The following is a 24,858-nucleotide window of genomic DNA, read 5'->3' on the forward strand; positions in this document are numbered from 1 at the left end:
CCGTGGCTGATTTCCTGCTCGAGCTCCTTTCCGAGGAAATACCGGCGCGCATGCAGGTCAAGGCGAGCGCCGATCTCGCCCGGATGTTCGAGGCGCGGCTCGGCGACGCCGGCCTTCGGGCCGAGAGCCTAGAGACCTTTGCGACGCCCCGCCGCCTCGCGCTGATCGCGCGTGGACTTCCCGCCGAGACCGAGACCGTCCGCGAGGAGCGCCGAGGGCCGCGTGCCGACGCGCCCGATGCGGCGATCGCCGGCTTCCTGCGCTCGACCGGCCTGTCCCGCGAGCAGCTCGAGGAGCGCGAGGACAAGAAAGGCGGGCGCACCCTGTTCGCGACGATCGAGCGGCCCGGGCGCTCGACCGCTTCGGTGATCGCCGAGGCCGTTCCGGCGATCATCCGAGATTTTCCCTGGCCCAAGTCGATGCGCTGGGGCGGCGATTCGCTGTCGGCGGAGAGCCTGCGCTGGGTACGGCCGCTGCAGGGGATCGTCGCCTTGCTCGGGGAGGAGATCGTCCCGTTCGACGTTGCCGGGGTGCGTTCGGGCGCGGCGACCGTCGGCCATCGTTTCCACCATCCGGGCGCGATCACGATCGGCAGCGCCAACGACTATGTCGAGAAGCTGCGCGCCTGTCACGTCGTGCTCGATCCCGCCGAGCGCCGCCGGATCATCGCCGATGGCGCGGCCGCGGCGGCGTCGGCTGCGGGCCTCGTCCTCGTCGAGGATGACGGCTTGCTCGCCGAAAATGCCGGCCTCACCGAATGGCCGGTGCCGCTGCTCGGCGGCTTCGACCCCGCCTTCCTCGACGTGCCGCGCGAGGTGATCCAACTCACCATGCGCACCAACCAGAAATATTTCGCCTGCGTCGACGCCGACGGCGCGCTTGCGCCGAGCTTCGTCTGCGTCGCCAATGTCGAGGCGTCCGACGGCGGCGCCGCGATCGTCGACGGCAACCGCAAGGTCCTCGCCGCCCGCCTGGCGGATGCACGCTTCTTCTGGGAACAGGATCTCAAGGTTCCACTCGAGCAGCGTACCGAGAAGCTCTCCGGAATCGTCTTCCACGAGCGGCTGGGGACGCTCGGCGAAAAGGTGGAGCGCGTCGCCAGGCTAGCTCAGTGGATGGTGCAGGAGAGGATCGTGCGTGGTGCCGATCCCGCCCACGTCGAGGCGGCGGCACGACTCGCCAAGGCGGATCTCGGCACCGAGCTGGTCGGCGAGTTCCCGGAGCTGCAGGGCCTGATCGGCAGCTATTATGCCCGCGCACAGGGCCAGCCCGACAGCGTCGTCGAGGCGATCCGCGATCATTACCGGCCAGCGGGGCAGGGCGACGCGGTGCCGACGTCGCCGGTCACCGTCGCCGTCAACCTTGCCGATCGGCTCGATACCCTCGTCGGCTTCTTCTCGATCGGCGAGCGGCCGAGCGGCTCGCGCGATCCGTTCGCTCTGCGCCGCGCCGCTCTGGGCTTCCTCCAGATCCTGATCCGTTCGGGCCTGCGTGTCCCGCTGGGCGACATGCTCGTCCAAACGGCCGTTCTGCTCATCGTCTCGCGGATGGGCGCGCTTTCCTCGGTCAGCTTCCCCGACCTGCTCGATTCCGATGATCACGAACACGAGATCACCGCGGAGGTCGGCTCCTTCACCTATCGTCACGGCGACCATGTCGTCGTGCGCTGGAACTCGGCGCTCACGCCGAATATCGAGCGCGGCAAGTTGATCGAGGAAGCGACCGACCTGTCGGAGGCGGTACTCGAGTTCCTCGCCGACCGGCTCAAGGTGCAGCAGCGCGAGGCGGGCGTGCGGCACGACCTCATCGATGCCGTCTTCTCGCTCGGGGGCGAGGATGATCTCGTCCGTGTGCTGGCGCGGGTGAAGGCGCTGCAGGCCTTCGTCGAAACCGCCGAGGGCACGGACCTGCTCGCCGGCTACAAGCGTGCGACCAACATCCTCAAGAAGGAGGATTGGGACGAAGACGGCATCCCCTGGCACCAGCCTTCCTTCGATCTCGCCGCCGAGGAGGCGGAGCTGATCCAGGCGCTGGACGCGCAGGAGCCGAGGGCGAAGATGGCGCTGGAGGACGAGGAGTTCGAGCGTGCCATGGCCGCGCTCGCCCGCCTGCGTGCGCCGGTCGACGCCTTCTTCGACAAGGTGACCGTGAACGATCCCGATGCGGTCAAGCGTCGGGCGCGGCTCAATCTTCTCGCGCGCATGCGGACCCTCGTCGATCAGGTCGCGGATTTCTCGAAGATCGAAGGCTGACCGACGCCAGGCGCCGGCCTTCAGTGGAGTTGAGGACAGGATGACTCAATATGTATTCCGCTTCGGCGGGGGCGTCGCCGAGGGCAAGGCGGGCGACAGGAACCTGCTTGGCGGCAAGGGCGCGAATCTTGCGGAGATGGGCTCGATCGGCCTGCCGGTGCCACCCGGTTTCACCCTCTCTACCGAGATGTGCACTCGCTTCTACGAGGAAGGAGAGCGTTTCCCGGACAGCCTTCGGGACGAGGTCGCGGGCGGCATCGCCCATATCGAGCAGGTCACCGGCAAGACGTTCGGCGATCCTTCCGACCCGCTGCTCGTCTCTGTTCGCTCCGGCGCTCGCGTCTCGATGCCCGGCATGATGGATACGGTGCTCAATCTCGGCCTCAACGACGAGACCGTCCAGGGCCTCGCTGCTGCATCCGGCGATCCGCGATTCGCCTGGGACAGCTATCGGCGCTTCATCCAGATGTATTCCGACGTCGTTCTCGGGCTCGATCACGGCGCCTTCGAGGAGGCGCTCGAGATCGCCAAGGAGGACAAGGGCGTCCATCTCGACACCGATCTCGAGGCGGCCGACTGGGAGCGGCTCACCGCCCAGTACAAGGCGCTGGTCCTGGAAGGGCTCGGACGGCCTTTCCCCGATGATCCGCACGACCAGCTTTGGGGGGCGATCGCCGCGGTCTTCGGGTCGTGGAACGGCGACCGTGCCAAGACCTACCGGCGTCTCCACAACATCCCGCACGACTGGGGCACGGCGGTCAACGTCCAGGCGATGGTGTTCGGCAATCGCGGCGACAGCTCCGCGACCGGCGTCGCCTTCACTCGCGATCCGTCGACCGGCGAGCGCTGCTACTATGGCGAGTATCTGATCAACGCCCAGGGCGAGGACGTCGTCGCCGGCATTCGTACGCCCCAATATCTGACCCGCGCGGCCCGCGAGAAAGCGGGGGCGAAGGCGGCGTCGATGGAAGAGGCGCTTCCCGAGGTATACGGGCAGCTCGCCGAGGTGTTCGAGACGCTCGAGCGACATTATCGCGACATGCAGGATATCGAGTTCACCGTCGAGCGCGGCAAGCTGTGGATGCTGCAGACGCGGACCGGGAAGCGGACCGCCAAGGCGGCGCTCAGGATCGCCGTCGACATGGCGCAGGAGGGGCTGATCAGCGAAAAGGAGGCGATCCTCCGGATCGATCCGCTCCAGCTCGACCAGCTGCTCCACCCGACGCTTGATCCCGCCGCCGAGCGCGACGTCGTCGCGAAGGGCCTTCCCGCCTCGCCCGGCGCGGCCTGCGGCAAGGCGGTGTTCGATGCCGATACGGCCGTCCAGCGCGCGGCCGCCGGCGAGGATATCATCCTGGTCCGGGTCGAGACCTCTCCCGAGGACATTCACGGCATGCACGCCGCGCGCGGCATCCTCACCGCCCGCGGCGGCATGACCAGCCATGCGGCGGTGGTCGCGCGTGGCATGGGCCGGCCCTGCGTCAGCGGCGCCGGTTCCCTGTCGATCGACTACAAGGCCCGGCGCATGCGCGTCGGCGGCCGCGACATCGCCGAAGGCGAGGTCATCACCCTCGACGGCAGCACCGGCGAGGTGATGGTCGGCGAGGTGCCGACGGTGCAGCCCGAATTGGTCGGCGACTTCGGGACGCTCATGGTCTGGGCCGACGCCCAGCGTCGGCTGAAGGTTCGCGCCAATGCCGAGACGCCGAAGGATTGTGCTACGGCGCGGGAGTTCGGCGCCGAGGGCGTCGGCCTGTGCCGAACCGAGCATATGTTCTTCGATCCCGACCGGATCACCAATGTCCGCCAGATGATCCTTGCCCAGGACGAAGGCGGGCGCCGATCGGCTCTGGAGAAACTGCTGCCTGCGCAACGCGGGGATTTCGAAGCGATCTTCCGCATCATGTCGGGTTTGCCGGTGACGATCCGCCTGCTCGATCCGCCGCTGCATGAATTCCTTCCCCACGCCGAGGAGGAATTCGCCGAGGTTGCCCGCGCCTCGGGCGCGGACGTCGAGACCCTGCGCCGCCGCGCTGCCGAGCTGGCCGAGGCCAATCCGATGCTCGGACATCGTGGCTGCCGCCTCGGCATCACCTATCCTGAAATCTACGAAATGCAGGCCCGCGCCATCTTCGAGGCGGCGATCGCGGTCGCCCGCGATGGGGGCGAGCCGCCCATTCCCGAAGTGATGGTGCCGCTGGTGGCGACGCGCGCCGAGCTGGTCATCATCCGCTCCCTGATCGAGCGGGTAGCGGCCGAGGTGTTCCGGGAACAGGGAAGGTCGCTGAACTATCTCGTCGGGACGATGATCGAGCTGCCGCGCGCCGCGCTCGCCGCCGGCGCGATCGCCGAGGGCGACCAGGGCGCGGAATTCTTCAGCTTCGGCACCAACGACCTCACCCAGACGACCCTGGGCATCAGCCGAGACGATGCCGGACGCTTCATCGGTCCGTATGTCGAAAAGGGCATCTTCGCGCGCGATCCGTTCGTCAGTCTCGACACCGAGGGCGTCGGCGAGCTGATCCGCATCGCGGCCGAGCGCGGGAGGGCGGCTCGTCCCGGGCTCAAGCTCGGCATTTGCGGCGAGCATGGCGGCGACCCGGCGTCGATCGCCTTTTGCGAGCGCACCCGTCTCGATTATGTGAGCGCGTCTCCCTATCGCGTTCCGATCGCCCGCCTCGCCGCCGCCCAGGCGGCGCTCCGAGAAGGCTGACCGGGGCGAAACCCGCTCTCAGGCAGGCGGCGGCGCCGGACGCTCGTCGCGGGCGCGCTCGGCGATGGTCCGCGCCTCCCAATGCTTGCGTTCCGCCTCGAGCGCCTCGCGCTGGCGGGTCTCTTCCGCCCGCAGCCGGGCTTCCTCGCGATAGCGCCTCTTCCATTTCGGATTGGCAAGAAAGGACATGCCGAGGAAGAGGCCGAGCAGGAAGACGAGCAGGACCACCAGCCATTGGTTCGGGGTAAAGATTGCCATCGCGGACCTCCGGCAGTGACGATCGGTCAATCGCATCCTTGCCGGGATTGTTCCGAGGCAGTGACGGTAGCGGGCCGCCCCGTCAGATCGGGCGCGGCACGGCGGCATCTCGATGGCGAGCCTCGTCCCGCACGGCGGCGCGGCGGAGCGTGTCCAACTCCGCGGCCTCCCGGCGCAGACGCTCATTCTCGGCCTCGAGCTCCTGCCGGCGGGCGACCTCCTCGCGGTAGCGCCGCTTCCACTTGCGGCCGGCGAGAAAGGCCATGCCCAGGAACAGCCCCAGCAGGAAGGCGAGCAGCACGACCAGCCATTGATCGAGGGTAAAAGCCTGCATCCGGCATCCTCCGTCTTTGCACCTTCAACCGGCGGAGACGAAAGATTGTTCCGCCTCGGTTACGACAGCAGGGCGTCGTTGATCGAGCAGGCCGCGGGGCCGAGGATGACGATGAACAGCACCGGCAGGATGAACAGGATCAGCGGCACCGTCATGATCGCCGGGAGCCGTGCGGCCTTCTCTTCCGCCCGCATCATCCGCTCGTTGCGGAATTCGGCGGAGAGTACGCGCAGCGCGCTCGCCAGCGGAGTGCCGTATTTCTCGGTTTGGATCATCGTCGCGACGACGCCGCGCACCGCCTCGAGATCGATGCGGTTCGCGAAATTCTCGAAGGCCTGCCGGCGATCGGTCAGGAAGCCGAGCTCGATCGAGGTGAGGGCGAATTCGTCGCCCAGTTCCGGATAGGCCTTGCCGAGCTCGCGCGCGACGCGGCCGAACGAGGCATCGACGGTGAGGCCGGCCTCGGCGCAGATCACCAGCAGGTCGAGCGCATCGGGCAGACCCTTGCGGATGGCGTCAGACCGCTTCTGGATCCGGTTCTTGAGATAAAGGTCGGGCGCCTTGTAGGCGAGGCCGAAGCTGCCGACGACGGCCCCATATTTCTGAAAGTCGCCATAGCCCTCGAGCCAGTCGAGATAATAGACCGCGACCACGGCGAAGCCGCCGAGAACCACAGGCAGCACGAAGCGGGCGAAGATGACGACGAATGCCATGTCCTTCGAGCGGATGCCCGCCTGCATCAGCTTCTTCTGCGCGGCCACCACCTGCTCGTCCTGGAGCATCTTGAACGAGGCGAGCAGGCTGCGGACCTTGTCCGCGACCTCGTTGCGGTTGGTGATGTTGCGCCGCCGCTTCGAGGTCGAGGCGACGATGCCGGCCTTGAGCTGCTCGCGCCGCTCGTTCAGCGCCTTCACCCTTTTCGCCATGGGATCGCGCGCGGTGGCGGCGGCATAGATGGCGACCAGCACGGCGAAGGTGGCGATGGCCGAAAGCACGCTCGCCGCCATGATGACGTCGATGCCAAAGAGGGTCGGGCCGGCAGGAGGAGTGGTGGTCACGCGCGCCTCTTCAGATTTCGAAACTGACCATGCGGGACATGATGAAGGCGCCGATGCCCATCCAGACGAGGCCGCCGAGGCCGGCGATCATCAGGCGCGGATCGACGAAGAACTGCGCCATGTACTTCTCGCTGATGAACCAGATCAGCGTGAAGACGATGAACGGCAGCGATCCGACGATCCAGGCCGAGGCTTTCGATTCCGACGACATCGCCCGGATCTTGAGCTTCATCTGGGCGCGCTTGCGCAGCACGTCGGCGAGGTTGGACAGGGTCTCGGCGAGGTTGCCGCCAGTCTCGCGCTGGATCGCCAGCGAGATGACGAAGAACTGGAATTCGGCGGTGTTCAGCCGGTCCGCGGTCTCCTGGAGCGCCACCTCCATCGTCCGGCCGATCTTCATCTTGTCGGAGACCGAGCGAAATTCACCGGCGACCGGATCCTGGATCTCGTTGGCGACGATCGCGATCGTCTCCGAAATGGGAAGACCGGAGCGCAGGCCGCGGACCATCAGTTCGATCGCGTCCGGGAAGCGCGAGGTGAACTTGTTGACGCGGCGCTGGATCAGCTTGCCGATGACGAAATGGGGCAGCCCGACGCCGATCAGCATCCCCAGCGGGACGGCCAGGATCAGGGGCGCGCCCTTGAACATCAGAAGCAGGGCCGCGGCGATGGCGAGTCCCACCGAGGCCAGCGCATATTGGCCGAGCGTCCAGGGAAAGCCGGTCTGCTCCAGCCGTCGCCGGAGCAAAGCGGGGTTGGGGATCAGCTGCTGGAAGAAGCCGTCCACCTTCGTCTGGCGCTGCGCGAAGATGCGCTTCATCTGCGCCTGGGCAGCGACCTCGGTCGAGCGGCTGTGCCGCACGCGCACGCTCTCCAGCCGCTTGGCGGTCGCGCGATGGGCCGACGGCGAGCTGAGGGCGAAGATGACGAGCAGCAGCGCACCGAACAGGCCGGTGGTGAGCAGCAGCATCGGAAGGAAAGCCGTCATCATAACTCCTCGTCTCGTCGCTTCGCCCCGTCAGGCGGCCTGCGCCGCCTCCCGGGGCTTCTTCGCGACGAGCGCCTTCAGGTTGCCGAGCTTGCCGAGCAGCGAGGCGTTGCCGGGGCGGCCTGCGCCTTCCTCCTCGACGGCCGCCTGCTCGAGCGTCAGCGTCAGCAACTGGTTCAGCGGCTGCGAGATCTTGGCGGAATTCGCCGCCTTGCCGAGCGGTTGGCCGAGCTTGGCCGCCTGCATCGCCGTCTTCGGGTCGGACGGCACCAGGATGTCGACCTTGCGCTCGATCGAGTGCTCGAAATCCTTGCGGCTGACCTCCTGGATGCCCGGCAGCACCTTGTTGGCGACCACGATCACTCGGGCCCCACTGGCATTCGCCTTGAGCCAGGAAAGCACGCGAATGGCGTCTCGGGTCGCTGCAAGGCTGAAGTCGACGACGACGATGATGACGTTCACGTCGGCAATCAGATGCGGGAACTGCACGAGCATGTTGCGCGGCATGTCGATCACCGTGCCTTCGAAGGCGTGGCGGATCTCCTCCTGCAACTGGAAGAAGGCGGAGCCATCGGTGAGGATCCACTGATTGAGCGGCGCCTCGGCAGAGAGCACGCACAGCCGGTCATTGGCCCGCACCATCGCGCGCTCGATGAACAGGCCGTCGATGCGGCTGGGATTCTCGATGGCGTCGGTGAGGCCGCGGCCCGGCTCGAGGTCGAGCGCGAGCGCGCCGGTGCCGAAATGGACGTCGAGATCGAGAAGGGCGGTCGATCGGCCGGCCTTGTCGCCCATCAGCCAGGCGAGCGAGGAGGCGATGGCCGAGGCGCCGACGCCGCCGCGCACGCCGATGACGGCGGCGGTGACGTTGGGGCGCTCGGTCGCCGTCTCGCTCACCCGCGGCCCTGAGATGATCATCTGGGCATTGGCGAAGGCGTCCCGTAGCTGGTCGGCGGTGAACGGCTTCAGCAGATAATCCTGGATGCCGCTGGCGACGAGATCGCGATACAGGCGGACGTCGTTCACCTGGCCGGCGGCGATCACCACCGTGCCGGGCTCGCACACCTCGGCGAGCGCGTTGATGTCGCTCAGGGGATCGCCGGATTCGCTGAGGTCGACGAACAGGATGCTCGGGCTCGCCGACACCGACAGCGTCTGCACGGCGTTCCTGAGGCCGCCCTTGTTGACCTTTTCAGGAGACCATCCGTGCTCGACGGCGATCGGCCGCAGCAGATCCGCGGTCGCGTCGTCGCAGACGAAGGCGGTGAAGGGATCGCGGAGCGAGGCCCGCGCGGAATGGAACGGCGCGTTCATCAGTTGCCACCCGTCGTGCTGGATTGCTGGAGACCCTGTCTTCCGGTCGGCTGGACCTCGCGATAAGTGCCGATGGCGCGCGTCGCGGTGGACGCGCTACGGTCGACGCCGCCGTCCTGGCCCTGGACCAGATCGTTCGGGTTGGCGACCATCGCCGCCAGATTCGAATTGGTCGCGCAGCCGTAATTGGAGTCGGTGTAGCTCGTCGGCAGTTGCTCGCTGCTCGTGTAGATCGGGCAGCCGGGGACGCTCGCGGTGGCGCGGCTCGCCACGACGCGGACGGTGCCGGCCGGGACCTCGCCCGGCGTGATCGGCGGTCCGCTGTCGAGCAGCAGTCCGTAGCGGGCCGCGACGCCGGCGATCGCCGTGCGCGCCCCGGGCGCGCCATAGCCATAGCCTTCGTCGATCGTGATCGCGTCGCCGTAGCGCGCGTCGATTGAACGCAGCCAGGCGTCGAGCCTCGTCAGCTCGGTCGGTGCGACGCCGTCGCCGCTGGTCGCGACGTCGAGCACATAGTCGGTGCGCTGCACGACCGGCTGGTGGACCGAATAGACGCTCGGATTGGCGTTGACCTGCAGCCCGGTGGGCGCCGTCTCGCAGGCAGCCGTTCCGACGCCGACCGCGACGATCGCAATGAGGGTCCGGGTTCGAGACATTGTGGGCCTGTCCTTTCGCGCTCGGGCGGTCATCAGAAGTTGAATCCGGGCTGGGCACCCGGGCTGCTGCGCTGCGGCTGGAGCGCCGCCGACTGCGTCGGCTCGACCGGCATCGGGGCAGGCAGGCCCGGCACGGTCGCTGCCGCGCCGTCCAGCCCGGGCGCCACCGTGCGCGGCGGCGCCGCTGTGGGCATCGGCCTCTGTTCGCCGGTCCGGCTGTCATGTGCCTGATTGCCAAGCAGGCGCTGCGCGTCGTTGGCGTTGCGGAAGCCGTCGGTCGGCAGCGCGATCTGGTTCGCATTCACCGGACGCACCAGATAGGGCGTGACGACGATGACCAGCTCGGTCTCCTGGCGACGGAAATTGTTCGAACGGAACAGCGCGCCGAGGATCGGCAGGTTGCCGAGGAAGGGGGTGCGCTCGATCGAGTTGTTGCCGGTGTTGCGCAGAAGGCCGCCAATGACCATGCTCTGGCCGGAGCCGAGCTCCACCGTCGTCTCGGTGCGCCGGATCGACAAAGCGGGCACCTCGAAGCCGTTGAACTCGACCGCGCCGGCGGCGGTCAGCTCGGAGACTTCCGGCCGCACGCGCATCGAGATCCGGCCATTTTCCAGCACGAAGGGCGTGAAGGAGAGGCCGACGCCATATTGGCGATATTCGATCGTCGTCGTGCCCAGCGACTGCTGGATCGGGATCGGGAACTCGCCGCCGGCGAGGAAGCTCGCCGTCTCGCCGGAGAGGGCGGTCAGGGTCGGCTCCGCGAGGATCGTCACCAGGCCGTTATTCTCGTTGAGATCGAGCGATCCGGCGACATCGAGGCCGAACACGTTGCGCAGGAGCAGCCCCGCCTGCGACGTGCCCTCCGGCCGGGTGAAGGTGCCGCTCTCGAAGTCGAAGGCGTCGGGGCCGCGACCGAAGAAGAAGCCGGTGCTTCCGCCGGTGGGATCGAACGTCTCGAGATTGACGCCCGCCTCTCGGACCAGCGTACGGCTGACCTCGGCGATGCGGACCTGCAGCATGACCTGCTGCGGAGTCGCGGTGCGCAGCCGGCTGACCACCTGCGTGCCCTCGCCGACGAACGCCTGAGCGAGGCGCTCGGCCTCGGCTGCGTCGTCGGGCTGGGCGACGGTGCCGGTGAGCAGGACCATGCCGCTCATCGGCGTCGCCGTGATGTCGGCTTCCGGCATGGCGAGCGACAGCATGTCGTCGACCGAGGCGAGGTTCTGGCCCACCCGGACATTCGCCGAATAGATGACCTGGCCGCGGCCGTTGGTGGCGAACACCGTAGTCTGGCCGGCACCCTTGCCGAAGACGTAGATCTGGTTCGTCGAGCGGACCTGGACGTCGGCGATCTCGGGATTCGCGACGAAAATATCGCTCATCGTGCCGTTCAGCCGCACCATCCGGCCGGTTCCTACCGACAGGGTGATGTCGTTCGACGGTGCGACGCTGCTCGCCGATTGGGCGAAGGCGCTGAACGGCGCCGCCGCCGGGACCGCCGCCAGGGCGACGGCAAGGGCCGCGCCGAGCGAGGCGTTCCTGAACTTCTTGATCGTCATTATCGTGCTCCCACCGGAACGACCGTGACATTGTTGCCGCGGGCGACGCGTACGACTGGCCCGGCCGGCTGACCGTCCACCCCGACGGGTCCGGCCCCATTCGCGCTTGGCGCGCTGTCATTATTGGATACGCGTGCCGGCACCGTGCTGCGCTGGAAGCGCGAGACGTCGGCGCCGACCGTATAGGTGGACGGGCCGTCCATCGGGCGGTTCGCCACCGCGAGCAGCATGCTGCGCTCGGCGCGCGGATCCTCGCCTTCGGGCACGCTCACCTCGCCGGCCGCGATGGCGCGCTCGAGCTCGGCCGTATTATCGGCGAGCGAGCGAAGCGACAGAGACAGCGAGCCGACACGCTGCGCGACCGCGATCTTCTCGGCGATGCGCGGCGTCGCCTCGAAGGTGACGGTGCTGGTGTTGCGGGCGACCTGGTTGCCTTCGGCGTCGCGCGCATTGATGCGCTGGTCGACGGCGAGGACGCGGATGTTGCGGATGATCGTCTCCGAGACGCGTAGCGGAGCACCGTCGCCGCCGCCCTCGACCTCCTGGGAGAGGACGATGTCGACACGGTCGCCGGGGAAGACGAAGCCGGCCACGCCGCTCGTCTCGGAAACCGCGACGGAGACGGCGCGCATGCCCGGCCCCAGCGCCGCGGCGAGGAAGCCGCGCTCGCCCGGACGGATGAGCGCCCCGCGGGTGACCGGCTGGCCGGCGCTGATCTCCGTGCGGACGACGGTGCCGATCAGGGAGGAGGGATCCACGCCGCCTTCGCCGCGAGGGAAATAGGCGTCCTGCACGAGACCCTCGGGCCACGGCTGGTAGCGGAAGGCCTCGGCGTCGATGATCGTGCCGACGGGCAGCACGCGGGTGGCGACGAGCACTTCCGGCCCTTGCGGCGCGACCGGAGCGGCGACCGCCTGGGGGGCGGCTGCGCCAGTGAACATGCTCTTCGCCATGAAGGCCGTCACCGCAGCGATGATGAGCGCGCCGACGAGCAGCACGATTTTCTTAACGTCCATGGCGCCTATCGCCTCCCCGACTGGGACTGGAAGAAGTTCGAGCCTTCCTCATCAGCCAAATTGGTAAAGAAACCGTTGGGCAATCAGCCACAATCCGCCGAACGCGATGGCGACGCCGTAGGGAACCTCGATCGGCGCCTCCGACCGGGCGAGGCGCTTGCGAAGCAGCATGGCCACGGTCAGCAGGCCTCCGGCGATCGACATGATCACGAGCAGGGCGAGCACCGCCTGCCATGGCAGCCAGAGCGTCACTGCGCCGATCAGCTTGACGTCGCCTCCGCCCATCGCGCCGATTGCGAAGGCTCCGGCAAAGACGACGAAGACGAGCAAGGCGACTCCGACCTGCATCGCCGCGTCCGGCCAGGCGGCGAGACCGGTCGCCCACCAGAAGGGAATGGCAAGCAGGGCTACCGTCACGTTGAGTGGATTAGGAATCGTGCGCGTGCGCAGGTCCCACCAGCAGGCGGCGAGCAGCAGCAGCGCTAGCAGCGCGAGCAGAATCCAGGCGAGCCCCGTCCCCATCGTGCGAACCCACTAGACGGGCTTGCTTTCGAAACCGTAACCGACGCCCTGTGGTAAAATTCTTTTTCACCGATAGCGGCGGGTCGGGCGCGGCATGACGACAATGGCGCGCCGCCGCACGCATCCGCCCGACGCGGTCTTTGCCGCCTGGCCGGCGCGCGACGGCTGGCCGCTCCGCCGAATGGACTGGAGCCAGCCGGCCGGGAGCCGCGCGCGCGGCAGCCTGCTCTTCGCCAATGGCCGCGGCGACTTCATCGAGAAATATCTCGAAGCCTGTGCCCACTGGCACGATGCCGGCTGGAACGTCACCGCATTCGACTGGCGCGGACAGGGGCTCTCCAGGAGCGACGACCGGCGCCGGCGCCCGCGCAGCTTCCAACCGATGGTGCGCGATCTCGGCGACCTCGTCGCCGACTGGCGCGGCGGGAGCCCGGGCCCGCATGTCGCGGTGGCGCATTCGATGGGCGGGCACCTGCTGCTTCGCCTGCTTGTCGACCAGCGTCGGTCGCTCGACGCGGCTGTGCTCGTCGCGCCGATGATCCGGGTGAACAGCGCGCCGCTCCCCGAACGATTCGCACCCCTTATCACCGAGATGATGTGCCTTGGCCGCCGTCACGAGCGCCTGGTCTGGAAGGTCGATCCCACCTCGACCGGAGCGGCATCGCGGCGCGAGCGCCACCTGACCCGATCGCCGGAGCGCTATGCGGACGAGTTGTGGTGGTGGGATCGGGAGCCGCGGCTGCGCATGGGCGGCGTCACCTGGGGATGGCTTCGCGCCGCCTATCGCTCGGCGGGCCGCTTCACCGTGGAGCGCCTGGCGCGAGTGCGAACGCCGATCCTCCTCATCGGCAGCGATCGCGACCGGCTGGTGAGCGCGGCGGCGATCCGACGCGCCGCGGCCGATCTGCCCGATGCCGAACTCCATATGTATCCCGACGCCGCGCATGAGATATTGCGCGAGGCCGATCCAGTGCGGCTCGACGCGCTGGCGAGGATCGACGCTTTCTTCGGTCGCCGCGTCGCCGGAGCCCACCTCGGGTGAACCGCTTCGACATCGCCATCGTCGGCGCCGGGATGGCTGGAGCAAGCCTGGCTGCCGAGATTGCCGGGCGCGCGTCGGTGCTGATCCTGGAGGGCGAAAGCCAGCCCGGCTATCACAGTACCGGCCGGTCCGCGGCTTTCTGGTCCGAAAGCTACGGCGGACCCTTGGTCCAGCCGCTGACCAGTGCCTCGGGATCCTTCCTCGCCGATCCGCCCGCCGATTTCTCCGCCCACTCGTTTCTCTCCGAACGCGGAGCGCTACACATTGCCGACGCGGCCGGCCGGACGGCGCTCGAGGCGCTGGCGGCCCGCTTCGCCGGCAGCCCGGTTCGCCTGGAGTGGAAGGATCGGTCGCAGCTCGAGGCTGCCATCCCCGGGCTCCGGGCAGGCTGGGACTGGGGCCTTGCCGAGCCGAGCTGTACGGACATCGACGTCGCCGGGCTCCATGCCGCCTTCCTTCGGTCCGCCCGCCGAGCAGGTGCGAGGCTCGTCACCGATGCCCCTCTCGCCCAGGCCGAGCGGAGTGGCGGCGCCTGGCGACTCGTCACCGGGGCGGGAGACTTTGCCGCGGACCTCCTGGTCGATGCCGCCGGTGCCTGGGCAGATCCTGTCGCCGCCGCCGCCGGGGAGCGGACGATCGGCATCACGCCCTATCGGCGAACGATGGCGCAACTGCGGGTGGCACCGGCCGCCGCCGCCTCCCTGCCCCTGGTCATCGACGCACGCGAGCGCTTCTACTTCAAGCCGGAAGCGGGCGGGCGCCTCTGGGTCAGTCCGCATGACGAGACGCCGAGCGAGCCGTGCGACTGCGCCCCGGAGGAGTATGACGTCGCCGTCGCGGTCGACCGGCTGCAGCAAGCGGTCGACTGGCGAGTCGAGACGGTCGAGCGGCGCTGGGCGGGTCTGCGCAGCTTCGCTCCCGATCGCCTCCCCCTCTTCGGGTTCAGCGACAGCGGACGCGGCTTCTTCTGGTGCGCGGGGCAGGGCGGCTTCGGGATCCAGACGGCACCGGCGGCGGCGAAGATGGCTGCCGCCTTGCTGCTCGGCACTTCACCCGATCCGATGGTCGCCGATATCGATCCGACCCCTTATCGGGCCACCCGCTTCATCGGATGAACCGGTCGGTCCGGCAGACGCCCGGAAACTCGTATCAGACTGGCATCGCGCAGGGTCCTGCGCTTCCGGTGGGCGAGGCTGGCAGTGATCGAGCGGTCGCGAGGCATCGCGCGCCGGCCGCAGGGGCTCAGCAGGCGCGGGCGTGCAGGTCCGCGAATCCGTTGAACTGCGCGAGGAGATTCCGGTCGGCGAGGGGCGCGACGAGATTGGCGACGACCTTGCGCAGATCGGTGGCGTCGCCGCCGCTGCCGCCGCGCTCGAAGCCCATCGACCAGTTGCCGAAGGCCCGCGCCGTCACGGTTCCGCAGGAGAGAAGGACCAGGGCACGATGCCGCGGGTCCTGCCGGATACGCGCGTAGGCGGCGAGCACGGCCGCTTCCGGACCCTCCAGCGCCTGCAGGAATCGCCGGCCGCCGGCGACCAGCAGGCCGGTCACGCCATCGGCTTCGTTGTTGCGGCGTGAGACGGCGAGGATGGCGTCGAGTGTCTCGGCCTCGTGCGGCTGGCCGGCGGTACTGATATAGGCGAGCTGGAGCATCGGGTCCGATTCCGTCGTGATTGGCGTGTCGGCGCAGACGGATAGCGTCCGAGACTCTAAGAGGCCTTAACCGGCGTCGGAAAAGCGCTGACAAAGGATGCCGAGATGGATTTCGACGATCAACTGCGCCGCTATTTCGGAACCGCCGACATCGCCACCCTGACGCCCTCCGTCCTCGGCGCCGGGATAGAGCGGATGAAGGTGGATCTCGGCCTCGAGCGGGATCGCGCCCGCCGCTTCGCCTTGTGGACCTTGCTCCACATGATGGGCGAGGCGCCTGATCTCGACGTCGCCTTCGAGGATGAGCGCGACCGGGAGGCGGCGCGCAACTTCATGGACATGATGGGACGGGCGGCCGACGGCTGAACCGTGCAGCTCAGGGCCTCTCCCGCCGCGGGCGAGCGGCGGATGCCGCAAGACTGCTGCCGTGAATCCCCTGCCGTAAAAAGAACGTTACTCAGGTGTTTAGGCTTTCCGAATATCATTTGTTTGAGGCTTTGGCCGCATTTCCCCTGAAATCTGATTGGGGAAGTGTGCCATGTACCGCAGTGTACCCTCGAAGCTGCTGACCGGCGCCGCGTTCGCGGCCGTCACTATCGCTTCGCCCGCCGCAGCCAAGATCGGGCTTCCGCTGGTGAGCCCGCCGCCCCCGGCCACGACGTTGGCGCCGCTCTACGGCAATATCGGCGCCTTCTACGGCAACATCAATCCGTTCTACGGTAATATCGGCGCGTTCGAAGGTGATATCGACTCCCGCTACGGCAATATCGGAGCCTTCTACGGCAACATTGGTGCGTTCTATGGGAACATCGGCGCCTTCGCTGGCAGCCTTGACCCGGAATATGGCAATATCGGAGCCTTCTACGGCAATATCGGCGCCTTCGATGGCAGCCTCGATCCGCTCTACGGCAATATCGGTGCGTTCGAAGGTGCCGTCGATCCGGAATATGGCAACATCGGCGCTTTCTACGGAAATATCGGCGCCTTCTACGGAAATATCGGTGCCTTCGACGGAATCGTCGATCCGAGCTACGGGAATATCGGCGCCTTTGACGGTGACGGCTATGCCCAGGTCGTTCTCTATTGGAACCAGTTCGGTCAGCATTGGCAGGGCCAGCAGGCTCTGTGGACCGACCCGACGCGCACTTCGGACCTCCAGGCCCGTTTCGAGCAGCTGGTGTCCTCGAGCGAGGCGCTGTGGGGTCCGCGGATCGCCGCCGCCAACGGCGGCAGCTTTCAGGAGAGCTTTCTCGCGCCGCTGCTGGAGCGCTTCGGCATCGACCGCGCCGATCCGTCCAGCCTGCAGGCGTTGTCGGCGGAGGATCGCGCGCGCTTCTTCATGGAATGGCATGACGGCCTGATGGCCTATTCCGGTGCCGACCAGGTCGATCACTGGATGGGTGCGGTCAACTGGTCGCCGTCCCTTACCCAGCAGCAGGGCAGCGGCGCCGACAGCATCATCGGCCTGCTCGATGCCACCGTCACCGGCGATCCGGACATTTCCGACAATCTCGGTTTTGCCGGCGGGCACGAGGCGCTGCTCCACGGTCACGGCGTCGGCGTCGCCAGCCTGATGGTGGCGGCGCATGACGGCAGAGGGGTCATGGGCATCGCGCCGAACGCAACCGTCGTCGCCTACAATCCGTTCGACGCGACCAATACGGCGAGCTGGGAGGACGTCCAGACCGGCATCCTCGCCCTCGCCGCGCGCAACGCCAGCGTCATCAACATGTCCCTCGGTGTGTCGGGATATGCCCTGCATCCGGACTGGCGCAACGTCCTGTTCAACGATCAGGTCGTCGCGGCGACCAAGGATCGCATCTTCGTCATCGCCGCGGGCAATGACGGCGCGGTCCAGCCGGCCGACATGAGCTGGGACTTCAGCCGCGATCCCAATATGATCATCGTTGGCGCGGTCGCGCCCGACGGCACCATCTCGGCCATGTCGAACACGCCGGGCACCGCTTGCCTGACCAGCGGCCTCGTCTGCCGGCAGCGGCTGATGGACAGATTCATGGTCGCGCCCGGCGAGCTGCTCCTGATGCCCGACGGGGAGGGCGGCATGGTCCGCCGCAGCGGTACGTCCTTCGCCGCTCCTCTGGTCTCGGGCGCCATCACCCTGCTCCACGACCGCTGGCCCTGGCTCGCGTCGCATCCCGACGAATCGGTGCAGATCATCCTTCGCTCGGCTCGAGACCTCGGCGCGCCGGGCGTCGATCCGGTCTATGGACACGGTATGCTCGACGTTCAGGCCTCGCAGTCGCCGCTCGATTTCAACAGCCTGCAATATTACGAGGTCCGCAACGGCAAGATCGTCTCCCGGCCCGCCGCCAGCTTGCTCACCAGCGGCCTCGACACGACCTGGGAGACGGACGGAGTCTATTTTCAGCTCTACGAGCCGATCGGCGACACCTACCGCGACTTCGTCGTCCCGGTGTCGAGCCGGCTCGTCGGCAAGGTGGGCACGCTCGCCGGCGCCGAGGAATATTTCCAGCGCTTCGCCACCAGCCGCCTGACGGACTGGATCCGCGGCGGCGGCGCGCCCTTCACCGAGACGGTCGGAATTACCCGGATGGTGACTGCGAACCTGCAGGTCACCACGTCGATGGGCCGCCTGCCGAGCGAGAGCGCTTTGGGCTTCCAGGGCGGCGACTGGGCGCCGCACAGCGAGATGCGCGTCGCCAACAGCGCCGGCTTCGGCTTCACTGCCGGCTTCGGCAATGGCGGCATGGCCTTGAATGCGCAGGACGGGCTCGGTCTCGCTTCGGACTACGGCACGCAAGGCGGCGTCAATCCGGTCCTCGGCCTTGCTTCCGGCGGCGCCTTCTTCGGCGCCCAGCTGCCGGTCGCCGGCAATGTCAGCGTCTCGATCGGCTATACCGAGCAGCGGCTCGACCATGACCGGGCGCCGTTCCGGTCCGACGCCGAGCGTGCCGCCTATCATGGCGTCGCACCGTTCCAGGCCGAGGCGGTCAATGTCCGAGTCACCCACCGCGCCAGCAGTCGCTTTTCCTTCTCCGGAGCCTATGCGCGCGTCGACGAGCGCAACGGCCTGCTCGGCGTCCAGTCGCGCTCGGCGCTGGAGCTCGGTCATGGCGCCGTGACCGACACGCTGACCCTCGCCTCGACCTATCGGGTCAGCGACCGCTTCACCCTGGCTTTCTCGGGAACCGCGGGCCGGACCCATTCCGCCACTCCGGAGCAGGGCTATTCGACGGCGAGCGACGTGCTCAGCTCGGCCTTCGCCCTGTCGGCGACCTTCCAGAACGTCGTCGGACGCGGCGACGCGCTCCGCCTGTCGCTGGCGCAGCCGCTTCATGTCGAACGCGGTGAGCTCAGCTACCGCTCCGTCCAGGTCCTCGACCGCACGACCGGCGAGCTCGGCATCGGCGAGCAGAGATTCGACATCGCCGACCAGGATCGCGCCTTTTCGGCGGAACTGCTCTATGCGGCGCCGATCCTCGACAATGCCGGCGAGATCGGCCTCTTCGGCCGGGCCGAGCTTCGGTCCGGCGGCGGCGAGGACGTTAACCAGATGGCAGCGGGTGGTCGGATAAGCGTCCGTTTCTGAGCCCAATAGGCAACCGACTGGAGTGAAGGTGAAAATGGTCGGATAAGGTTGGTGCTCGGCCCGTATCGGGGCGGGTGCCCGGGGGAGCGAGATGAGATTGAGGGCGCAGGCGATTGCTATGTTCTGCATCGCGCTGTTCGTGCTGCGCCCCGATTCGGGCGCGGCGCAGGCCCCCGCGCCCGCGACTCCATTCGATGGGCAGGTCGCGGCCGCAAAGGCGGCCATGATGGCGGATCCCGAAGCGGCCCTCCGGCACGCCCGCAACGCCAGCACGCTGGCTGGAAGGCTCGCCGATCCTCAGGACCGGCTCATCGCGGAGGCCACCGGCCAGTGGCTCGAGAGCGAGGCACTGCTTCGCGTCAACCGGCCCGAAGAGGCGGCGGCCCTGGTCAATCGCGGGCTCGCCACCGCCACGCGTCACGCGCCGCGCACGAAGCTGCATGCCGACCTGCTCAAGGCGAGGGCGGGCATCCTGCTGGTCACCGGATCGGTCCAGCGCGCGCTTGCCGATCTGCTCTCCGCGCATGAGGTCTATCGCGCCCTGGGTGACGGCCGCAGCCAGGCGATCGTCCTCCAGCATCTCGGCTCCATCTATCTCGATGCGCGCGACTATGATCGCGCGCTGCGTTATTACCAGCAGGCGAACGAGGCCTATTCGGAAGATCCCGCGCTCGCCGTCGCCGCCCACAACAATCGCGGCAACGCGCTCAAGGATCTCGGCCGCTACGGCGACGCCGAGCGCGAATATCGCCTTGCCCTCGCCGCCGCCCGGACGATGGGCAGCGACCTGCTCGAGGCCCGGATCCTCAGCAACCTGGCGTCTGCCCAGATGCTCGACGGCGATCTCGCCTCGGCAGAGCAGAGCGCCTCTCTCGGCCTGCGCATCTCGGCCCGCTCGGCGGTGGGCTGGGAGCCCTATCTCTGGGGTGTGCGGGCGCAGGTCGAGCTCGCCCGCGGCGACCTCGTCTCGGCCCGCCGCTACATCGAGCGCACCTTCGCCGGGGTCGATCTCGATCATTCGACGATGCCGTTCCGCGATTTCCACGATGCCGCCAGCCGGATCTATGTCCGGTCCGGCGATCCGGCTGCCGCCTTCCGCCATCTCGCCGCCTTCAAGCGGCTCGACGACGAAGCCCGCAACGTCGCCGCGACCACCGGCTCCGCGTTGATGGCGGCGCGCTTCGACGCCGCCAATCAGGAGGCTCGCATCGCCAGGCTTCGCGCCGAGCAAATCCTTCGCGACGCCGATCTTGCCGCGTCCCGTGCCCGCCTCGAGCGGCTGACCCTGGTCGGCGCCATCGGTCTCGTCACCGTTCTGATCATCTTCACCGTCGGCTTCTTCTCCTTCCGCGCGGTTCGCCGCAGCCGCAACCGTGTCGCCGAAGCCAATGTGAAGCTCAACCATGCCGCTCGCCACGACGCGCTGACCGGCCTCCCGAACCGTCGCTTCATCCGTGAGCTGCTCCAGGACGGGTTGAATGACGTGGTACGCCCGGCCGACGGCTGCGCACTGCTGCTCATCGATCTCGACCGGTTCAAGGCGGTCAACGACACCCTCGGCCATGAAGCCGGCGATGCGCTCCTCCTCGAGGTCGGCAATCGGCTGCACGAGGTCCTGCCGGAGGGTGCCCGCGCCGGCCGGCTCGGTGGCGACGAGTTCGCCGCCATCGTCTGGGAATCGGATCGCAAGACGCTGGACACGCTGGCCATCGAGCTTATCTGCGCGCTCTCCGCGCCTTATGACATTTGCGGCTCGACCGCCTTGATCGGCGCCTCCATCGGCATTGCCAGCGGCAGCGCCGAGGCGCGGAGCGTCGACGTCGTCACCCGCAACGCCGACCTTGCCCTCTACAGTTCCAAACATAAGGGACGCGGCAAGCATACCTTCTTCGAGCCGGCCATGTTGGAGGACGCCGAGGAGCGTCGTCGCATGGAGGCTGACCTGCGCACGGCAATGGTCGGCAACCAGCTCTCCATCGCCTACCAGCCGATCGTCGATTCGCAGCGGGGCGAGGTCGTCGCCTTCGAAGCGCTGCTGCGCTGGAACCACCCGGTCCGCGGCGAGATCGCGCCCTCCCAGTTCATCCCGATTGCCGAGGAAGCAGGCCTCATCCGCGGGATCGGGGAATGGGTGTTGCGCAGCGCATGCGCCGAAGCGGCGCGGTGGCCCGAGCACGTCAAGCTCGCGGTCAATCTGTCGGCTATTCAGGTCGAGGCCGAGGGCCTGGTCGCCAGCGTCGTGCGGGCCCTGGCCCATAGCGGGCTGGCACCGAGCCGCCTCGAGTTCGAAGTGACCGAATCCGTCTACATGCGACAGGGCGAGTCGACCGGAAAGACGCTCGATGCCCTCAAGTCGCTCGGCGTCGGGCTCGCGCTCGACGATTTCGGCACGGGCTATTCCTCGCTCGGCTACCTCCAGCGCACCGATTTCTCGAAGATCAAGATCGACCGCAGCTTCGTCAAGGCGGCTGCCGACGGCTGTCAGGACAGCCTGGCGATCGTCCAGGCGATCGTCTCGATGGCGCACGGGCTCGGCATGGCCACCACGGCCGAGGGGATCGAGACCGAGGCCGAGCGCGATCTGGTGCGGAGGCTCGGCTGCACTCAGATCCAGGGCTTCCTCATCGGCCGGCCGGAGCGCCGCGAGCCTCCCGGAGCGAAGGCGCCGGAGGCCACGCCGCCCCTCATCGAGCAGGCGGACATTCCCCCGGTTTCGCGTCGGGCCACCCGCCGCGGCTGAAATCGCCCCACCGGCCACGCCACCCATTCGTTAATGTTCCGTTCCGATCGACCTGCGCCGAACGCGTGTGGAGCTTTGCATTTCCGTAAGGGGAAGCGGGGCAACGCCAGGATCAGGTGAAGGGGGAAATCGGGTGACGGACAAGGCGGCCAGGCGCCAGAGCGGGATCTCAGCGGCCGGCGGGCCGGCCGGCTCCACGGCTACCGAATTCTGGCTGAACCGGCGCGCTCATCCCCGGCATGTCCTCGTCCGCCGCTCCGGCATCCTCCACATGGTCGGCGAGCCCGAGCCCTGCGTCATCGTCAACATCTCCGCAGGGGGCCTGATGGCGCGCACCTTCCGGCCGAGCGTCGCCGGAGATCGGATCAGGGTGGAGCTCGTTCCGGGCGAGACCATCGAAGGCAGCGTTCTGTGGGCGCAGGATTGGAGTATCGGCATCGCCTTCGATGAACTCATCGACGTAGAGGCCTTGCTCTCGCGCCCGTGGGTGGCCGAGCACCGCAAGGACCGCCGCCAGTCACTGCGTATGGGTATCAGCTGTCCGGCCTCGCTTCGCATCGGCAAGCGCTTTCATTACGGACGGGTAACCGATATCTCCGGCGGCGGTGCCCGTTTCCGCGCCGCCAAGGCCCTCACGAAGTCAGGACGCGCCCAGCTCACCTTGCCCGACCTGCCGCCGCTTGCCGCCACCGTCGCCTGGACGGACGAGGCCGATTGCGGCCTCGCCTTCGACGAACAGATTCCGGAAGAGGCGCTCCGCCGCTGGCTCGACCTTCGCGGCAACAAAGGCTGATCGGCGAATCATCGCCGGCCCGGATCTCCGAACAGGGGGCGTGGTCGAGGCTTCTTCAGCCTGCCGAGCTCATTCCGCTCGTCAGCCTGCGCTTCTGGTCCAGGTGCAGATAGGCCGGATCGAAACCGCAAGTGGCGACGAGCCGCGCCGGGTCGGGCAGCCGCAACTGCTTGCGTTCCAGCTCGATGAGCCGTTCGTCGCGCAGGCGCCTCAGCATGCGATTGACATGGACCGGGGTAAGGCCGAGCGTGTCGCCGAGGACATCCTGGGTCAGCGGAAAGGCGAAGCGCTCCCGCTCGTCGACCTGGCCGACGGCCTTGAGCCGGTACCAGATCTCGCAGACCAGGTGGCCGACCCGGGCGAGGGCGCCGCGCTGCCCGACGGTCGTCAGCCATTCGCGCAGAATCGCCTCGTCGACCAGCGTGGAGCAGGTCAAGGCGGTCCGGATCGACGCGTGCCGCTCCAGCTCTTGCTCCTCGGCGGCGGTGACGGCGACGACGCAGGCGTCGGTGAGCAGGCCGATGCTGTGATCCATCCTTCGCAGCAGGGTGACATGGAGGTCGCAAATGTCACCGGGCAGAAGGAAACCGACGATCTGGCGCCTTCCGCTGGCCAGGCTCTTGTACCGGCACGCCCAGCCGCTCAGCAGCAGCTGCATCGCCAGAGGTCTTTCCCCTTGACGGACGAGGTCGCTGCCGCGGCCACGGGGCTCGGCGCGGGAGGTCAGCCGGACGAGGCGTCCCACGGCTTCGTCGTCGAGATCGGCAAATCGGCGCAGCTTCCTGACGAAGGCGTTCGGCATCCCTCAATCCCCCGATCCCGCAGGCATATCTAGCATGGGTAGGAACAGGAGTCGCGCGACATCGCCGGCGTCTCGAGGCGTCGCCGAGCCGTCTCCGATCCGTGTTAGGCGCGTCGGAACTGCCCTGCGGCGTCGCAGGCGAGCCGGTCGGCGCGCTCGTTCTCCGGATGGCCGGCATGGCCCTTCACCCAATGCCATTCTACCTGGTGCGGCGCCGCCGCTTCGACCAGCTCCTGCCAAAGCTCGGCATTCTTGACCGGCTTGCGGTCTGCCGTCTTCCAGCCATTGCGGCGCCAGCCGTGGATCCATTTGGTGATGCCGTCGCGGACGTAGACGCTGTCGGTGTAGAGCGCGACCTGGCATGGCCGCGTCAGCGCCTCGAGCGCACGGATCGCGGCGAGCAGTTCCATCCGGTTGTTGGTGGTGAGGGGCTCGCCGCCGGAAATCTCCTTCTCGTGCGCGCCGGCGCGGATCACCGCGCCCCAGCCGCCGGGGCCGGGATTGCCCTTGCAGGCACCGTCGGTGAAGATCTCGACTTCGGTCATCCGGGGCGCTCTGGGAAATGCAGGACGGAGATCAGGCGGCGCGAAGCCCGGCGGGGAGCTTGAACACCATATTCTCCTCTACGCCGTCGACCGGCTCCTCGACGACCTCGAAATGCTGGGCGAGGGCGTCGACGACCTCGCGCACCAGGACCTCGGGTGCCGAAGCGCCGGCGGTGATCCCGAGAGTGCGGACGCCCTCCAGCCACGCAAAGTCGATGTCGCGACCGCGCGCCACCAGCCGCGCCCGCGCGCCCTCCCGCTCGGCGACCTCGACGAGCCGAAGCGAATTGGAGCTGTTCGAGGCGCCGATCACCAGCATCGCATCGCAACGGCCCGCAATCGCCTTGACCGCCGCCTGTCGGTTGGAGGTGGCGTAGCAGATATCCTCGCCGCGCGGCGCCTGGATGGCGGGGAAGCGGCGGCGCAGCACGCCGACGATCTCGGCGGTGTCGTCGACCGAGAGGGTCGTCTGGGTGAGGAAGGCGAGCCGCTCGTCCGCCTGCGGCGCGATCGACTCCGCCGCCTCGCGGGTCTCGACCAGGGTCATCCTTCCCTCCGGCACCTGGCCGAACGTTCCGATGACCTCGGGATGCCCTTCATGGCCGATGAAGAGGATGTGATAGCCCTGCTCGATCAGCCGCTCCGCCTGGCGGTGGACCTTCGAAACGAGCGGGCAGGTGGCGTCGAGATAGTTGAGGCCCCGCGCCTGCGCCTTGGCCGGCACCGCCTTGGGCACTCCGTGCGCCGAGAAGACGACCGGGACGCCGTCCGGAACCTCGTCCAGCTCGGGCACGAATACGGCGCCCTTGGCCTTGAGGCCCTCGACGACGAACTTGTTGTGGACGATCTCGTGACGGACATAGACCGGAGCGCCATAGCGCTCGATCGCCAGCTCGACGATGCGCACGGCGCGGTCGACGCCGGCGCAGAAACCGCGCGGCGCCGCGATCAGCAGGGTGAGGGGCGGGCGGGTCTCGCTCATCGCGCCGGCTCTACGACGCGCGCGCGCCGGCGTCCACCGCCGGCCGGCGCCCCGTATCCA

At 68.0% G+C, this 24,858-nt stretch carries 21 protein-coding genes; 8 read left to right on the forward strand and 13 right to left on the reverse strand.

What is annotated here, in order from left to right; all coding sequences use genetic code 11:
* Positions 1-2: 2 nt before the first annotated feature.
* Both glyS and ppdK read left to right on the forward strand, forming a co-directional pair.
* Positions 3-2,252 carry a glycine--tRNA ligase subunit beta gene (gene glyS, locus DDE10_RS06680; RefSeq protein WP_114951965.1) on the forward strand — a complete coding sequence of 750 codons (2,250 nt, stop codon included), beginning with the start codon at positions 3-5 and terminating at the stop codon, positions 2,250-2,252.
* Between the two features lie 40 nt (positions 2,253-2,292).
* Entirely contained in the window at positions 2,293-4,965 is a 2,673-nt protein-coding gene (gene ppdK, locus DDE10_RS06685; RefSeq protein ID WP_114951966.1) for a pyruvate, phosphate dikinase, read from the forward strand.
* 18 nt (positions 4,966-4,983) lie between these two features.
* On the opposite strand, the gene DDE10_RS06690 is transcribed toward ppdK, so the two are convergent.
* The 9 genes from DDE10_RS06690 to DDE10_RS06730 all read right to left on the reverse strand — a co-directional run bounded on the left by DDE10_RS06690 (position 4,984) and on the right by DDE10_RS06730 (position 12,670).
* Positions 4,984-5,223 carry a hypothetical protein gene (locus tag DDE10_RS06690; RefSeq protein ID WP_114951967.1) on the reverse strand — a complete coding sequence of 80 codons (240 nt, stop codon included), beginning with the start codon at positions 5,221-5,223 and terminating at the stop codon, positions 4,984-4,986.
* An 82-nt stretch (positions 5,224-5,305) separates the two neighbouring features.
* Positions 5,306-5,557: a hypothetical protein gene (locus tag DDE10_RS06695; RefSeq protein ID WP_114951968.1), complete on the reverse strand. Its 252-nt coding sequence runs from the start codon at positions 5,555-5,557 to the stop codon at positions 5,306-5,308.
* 59 nt (positions 5,558-5,616) lie between these two features.
* Positions 5,617-6,564: a type II secretion system F family protein gene (locus DDE10_RS06700; protein ID WP_114952287.1), complete on the reverse strand. Its 948-nt coding sequence runs from the start codon at positions 6,562-6,564 to the stop codon at positions 5,617-5,619.
* 61 nt (positions 6,565-6,625) lie between these two features.
* Positions 6,626-7,603, reverse strand: a complete 978-nt coding sequence (locus DDE10_RS06705; protein WP_114952288.1) for a type II secretion system F family protein — start codon at positions 7,601-7,603, stop codon at positions 6,626-6,628.
* A gap of 30 nt (positions 7,604-7,633) precedes the next feature.
* Complete coding sequence (locus DDE10_RS06710; RefSeq protein WP_114951969.1) at positions 7,634-8,917, reverse strand: pilus assembly protein CpaE; 1,284 nt, start codon at positions 8,915-8,917, stop codon at positions 7,634-7,636.
* The gene (locus DDE10_RS06715) at positions 8,917-9,573 is read right to left on the reverse strand and encodes a CpaD family pilus assembly protein (protein ID WP_162806391.1); all 657 of its coding nucleotides are present in this window, start codon (positions 9,571-9,573) and stop codon (positions 8,917-8,919) included. Before DDE10_RS06715 ends, DDE10_RS06710 begins: the two co-directional genes overlap by 1 nt.
* 32 nt (positions 9,574-9,605) lie before the next feature.
* On the reverse strand, positions 9,606-11,132 hold the full coding sequence (locus DDE10_RS06720; RefSeq protein WP_114951971.1) for a type II and III secretion system protein family protein: 1,527 nt from the start codon (positions 11,130-11,132) through the stop codon (positions 9,606-9,608).
* A complete protein-coding gene (gene cpaB / locus DDE10_RS06725; RefSeq protein WP_114951972.1) occupies positions 11,132-12,148 on the reverse strand; it encodes a Flp pilus assembly protein CpaB in 1,017 nt (338 codons plus the stop codon). The genes DDE10_RS06720 and cpaB overlap by 1 nt, the downstream gene beginning before the upstream one ends.
* Positions 12,149-12,199: 51 nt before the next feature.
* Positions 12,200-12,670 (reverse strand): A24 family peptidase, encoded by a 471-nt coding sequence (locus DDE10_RS06730; RefSeq protein ID WP_114951973.1) that lies wholly within the window; start codon positions 12,668-12,670, stop codon positions 12,200-12,202.
* 94 nt (positions 12,671-12,764) lie between these two features.
* Between DDE10_RS06730 and DDE10_RS06735 the strand changes: the two genes are divergently transcribed.
* On the forward strand, positions 12,765-13,712 hold the full coding sequence (locus tag DDE10_RS06735) for an alpha/beta fold hydrolase (RefSeq protein WP_114951974.1): 948 nt from the start codon (positions 12,765-12,767) through the stop codon (positions 13,710-13,712).
* Positions 13,709-14,827, forward strand: coding sequence for an NAD(P)/FAD-dependent oxidoreductase (locus DDE10_RS06740; protein WP_114951975.1), 1,119 nt, complete (start codon positions 13,709-13,711; stop codon positions 14,825-14,827). The genes DDE10_RS06735 and DDE10_RS06740 overlap by 4 nt, the downstream gene beginning before the upstream one ends.
* A 127-nt stretch (positions 14,828-14,954) precedes the next feature.
* Here DDE10_RS06740 and DDE10_RS06745 read toward each other — a convergent pair whose 3' ends face one another.
* Positions 14,955-15,365 (reverse strand): BLUF domain-containing protein, encoded by a 411-nt coding sequence (locus DDE10_RS06745; RefSeq protein WP_114951976.1) that lies wholly within the window; start codon positions 15,363-15,365, stop codon positions 14,955-14,957.
* 105 nt (positions 15,366-15,470) lie between these two features.
* On the opposite strand from DDE10_RS06745, the gene DDE10_RS06750 reads away from it, so the two are divergent.
* The 4 genes from DDE10_RS06750 (at position 15,471) to DDE10_RS06765 (ending at position 22,469) form a co-directional block, all read left to right on the forward strand.
* Positions 15,471-15,731 carry a hypothetical protein gene (locus DDE10_RS06750; protein ID WP_114951977.1) on the forward strand — a complete coding sequence of 87 codons (261 nt, stop codon included), beginning with the start codon at positions 15,471-15,473 and terminating at the stop codon, positions 15,729-15,731.
* 172 nt (positions 15,732-15,903) lie between these two features.
* Positions 15,904-18,936, forward strand: coding sequence for a S8 family serine peptidase (locus tag DDE10_RS06755; protein WP_114951978.1), 3,033 nt, complete (start codon positions 15,904-15,906; stop codon positions 18,934-18,936).
* Positions 18,937-19,054: 118 nt separating this feature from the next.
* On the forward strand, positions 19,055-21,676 hold the full coding sequence (locus tag DDE10_RS06760; protein WP_162806393.1) for an EAL domain-containing protein: 2,622 nt from the start codon (positions 19,055-19,057) through the stop codon (positions 21,674-21,676).
* A 133-nt stretch (positions 21,677-21,809) separates the two neighbouring features.
* Positions 21,810-22,469, forward strand: a complete 660-nt coding sequence (locus DDE10_RS06765; RefSeq protein ID WP_162806394.1) for a PilZ domain-containing protein — start codon at positions 21,810-21,812, stop codon at positions 22,467-22,469.
* A gap of 55 nt (positions 22,470-22,524) precedes the next feature.
* Here DDE10_RS06765 and DDE10_RS06770 read toward each other — a convergent pair whose 3' ends face one another.
* The 3 genes from DDE10_RS06770 to ispH form a co-directional block, all read right to left on the reverse strand.
* On the reverse strand, positions 22,525-23,271 hold the full coding sequence (locus DDE10_RS06770) for a Crp/Fnr family transcriptional regulator (RefSeq protein ID WP_114951981.1): 747 nt from the start codon (positions 23,269-23,271) through the stop codon (positions 22,525-22,527).
* 104 nt (positions 23,272-23,375) lie between these two features.
* Complete coding sequence (rnhA, locus tag DDE10_RS06775; RefSeq protein WP_114951982.1) at positions 23,376-23,816, reverse strand: ribonuclease HI; 441 nt, start codon at positions 23,814-23,816, stop codon at positions 23,376-23,378.
* Between the two features lie 31 nt (positions 23,817-23,847).
* Positions 23,848-24,798, reverse strand: coding sequence for a 4-hydroxy-3-methylbut-2-enyl diphosphate reductase (gene ispH, locus DDE10_RS06780; RefSeq protein WP_114951983.1), 951 nt, complete (start codon positions 24,796-24,798; stop codon positions 23,848-23,850).
* Positions 24,799-24,858 lie beyond the last annotated feature (60 nt).

The sequence above is a fragment of the Sphingosinicella terrae genome, from assembly GCF_003347635.1.
Classification (GTDB): Bacteria; Pseudomonadota; Alphaproteobacteria; order Sphingomonadales; family Sphingomonadaceae; genus Allosphingosinicella; species Allosphingosinicella terrae.

Bases quoted from the DNA above. Each gene is read 5' to 3' on its own strand.
- DDE10_RS06695 (WP_114951968.1), bottom strand. From the start codon at position 5,557: ATGCAGGCTTTTACCCTCGATCAATGGCTGGTCGTGCTGCTCGCCTTC.
- DDE10_RS06735 (WP_114951974.1), top strand. From the start codon at position 12,765: ATGACGACAATGGCGCGCCGCCGCACGCATCCGCCCGACGCGGTCTTT.
- rnhA (WP_114951982.1), bottom strand. From the start codon at position 23,816: ATGACCGAAGTCGAGATCTTCACCGACGGTGCCTGCAAGGGCAATCCC.
- DDE10_RS06745 (WP_114951976.1), bottom strand. From the start codon at position 15,365: ATGCTCCAGCTCGCCTATATCAGTACCGCCGGCCAGCCGCACGAGGCC.
- DDE10_RS06770 (WP_114951981.1), bottom strand. From the start codon at position 23,271: ATGCCGAACGCCTTCGTCAGGAAGCTGCGCCGATTTGCCGATCTCGAC.
- cpaB (WP_114951972.1), bottom strand. From the start codon at position 12,148: ATGGACGTTAAGAAAATCGTGCTGCTCGTCGGCGCGCTCATCATCGCT.
- DDE10_RS06690 (WP_114951967.1), bottom strand. From the start codon at position 5,223: ATGGCAATCTTTACCCCGAACCAATGGCTGGTGGTCCTGCTCGTCTTC.
- DDE10_RS06760 (WP_162806393.1), top strand. From the start codon at position 19,055: ATGTTCTGCATCGCGCTGTTCGTGCTGCGCCCCGATTCGGGCGCGGCG.
- DDE10_RS06730 (WP_114951973.1), bottom strand. From the start codon at position 12,670: ATGGGGACGGGGCTCGCCTGGATTCTGCTCGCGCTGCTAGCGCTGCTG.
- DDE10_RS06700 (WP_114952287.1), bottom strand. From the start codon at position 6,564: ATGGCGGCGAGCGTGCTTTCGGCCATCGCCACCTTCGCCGTGCTGGTC.
- DDE10_RS06705 (WP_114952288.1), bottom strand. From the start codon at position 7,603: ATGACGGCTTTCCTTCCGATGCTGCTGCTCACCACCGGCCTGTTCGGT.
- DDE10_RS06750 (WP_114951977.1), top strand. From the start codon at position 15,471: ATGGATTTCGACGATCAACTGCGCCGCTATTTCGGAACCGCCGACATC.
- DDE10_RS06710 (WP_114951969.1), bottom strand. From the start codon at position 8,917: ATGAACGCGCCGTTCCATTCCGCGCGGGCCTCGCTCCGCGATCCCTTC.
- DDE10_RS06720 (WP_114951971.1), bottom strand. From the start codon at position 11,132: ATGACGATCAAGAAGTTCAGGAACGCCTCGCTCGGCGCGGCCCTTGCC.
- ppdK (WP_114951966.1), top strand. From the start codon at position 2,293: ATGACTCAATATGTATTCCGCTTCGGCGGGGGCGTCGCCGAGGGCAAG.
- DDE10_RS06755 (WP_114951978.1), top strand. From the start codon at position 15,904: ATGTACCGCAGTGTACCCTCGAAGCTGCTGACCGGCGCCGCGTTCGCG.
- DDE10_RS06715 (WP_162806391.1), bottom strand. From the start codon at position 9,573: ATGTCTCGAACCCGGACCCTCATTGCGATCGTCGCGGTCGGCGTCGGA.
- ispH (WP_114951983.1), bottom strand. From the start codon at position 24,798: ATGAGCGAGACCCGCCCGCCCCTCACCCTGCTGATCGCGGCGCCGCGC.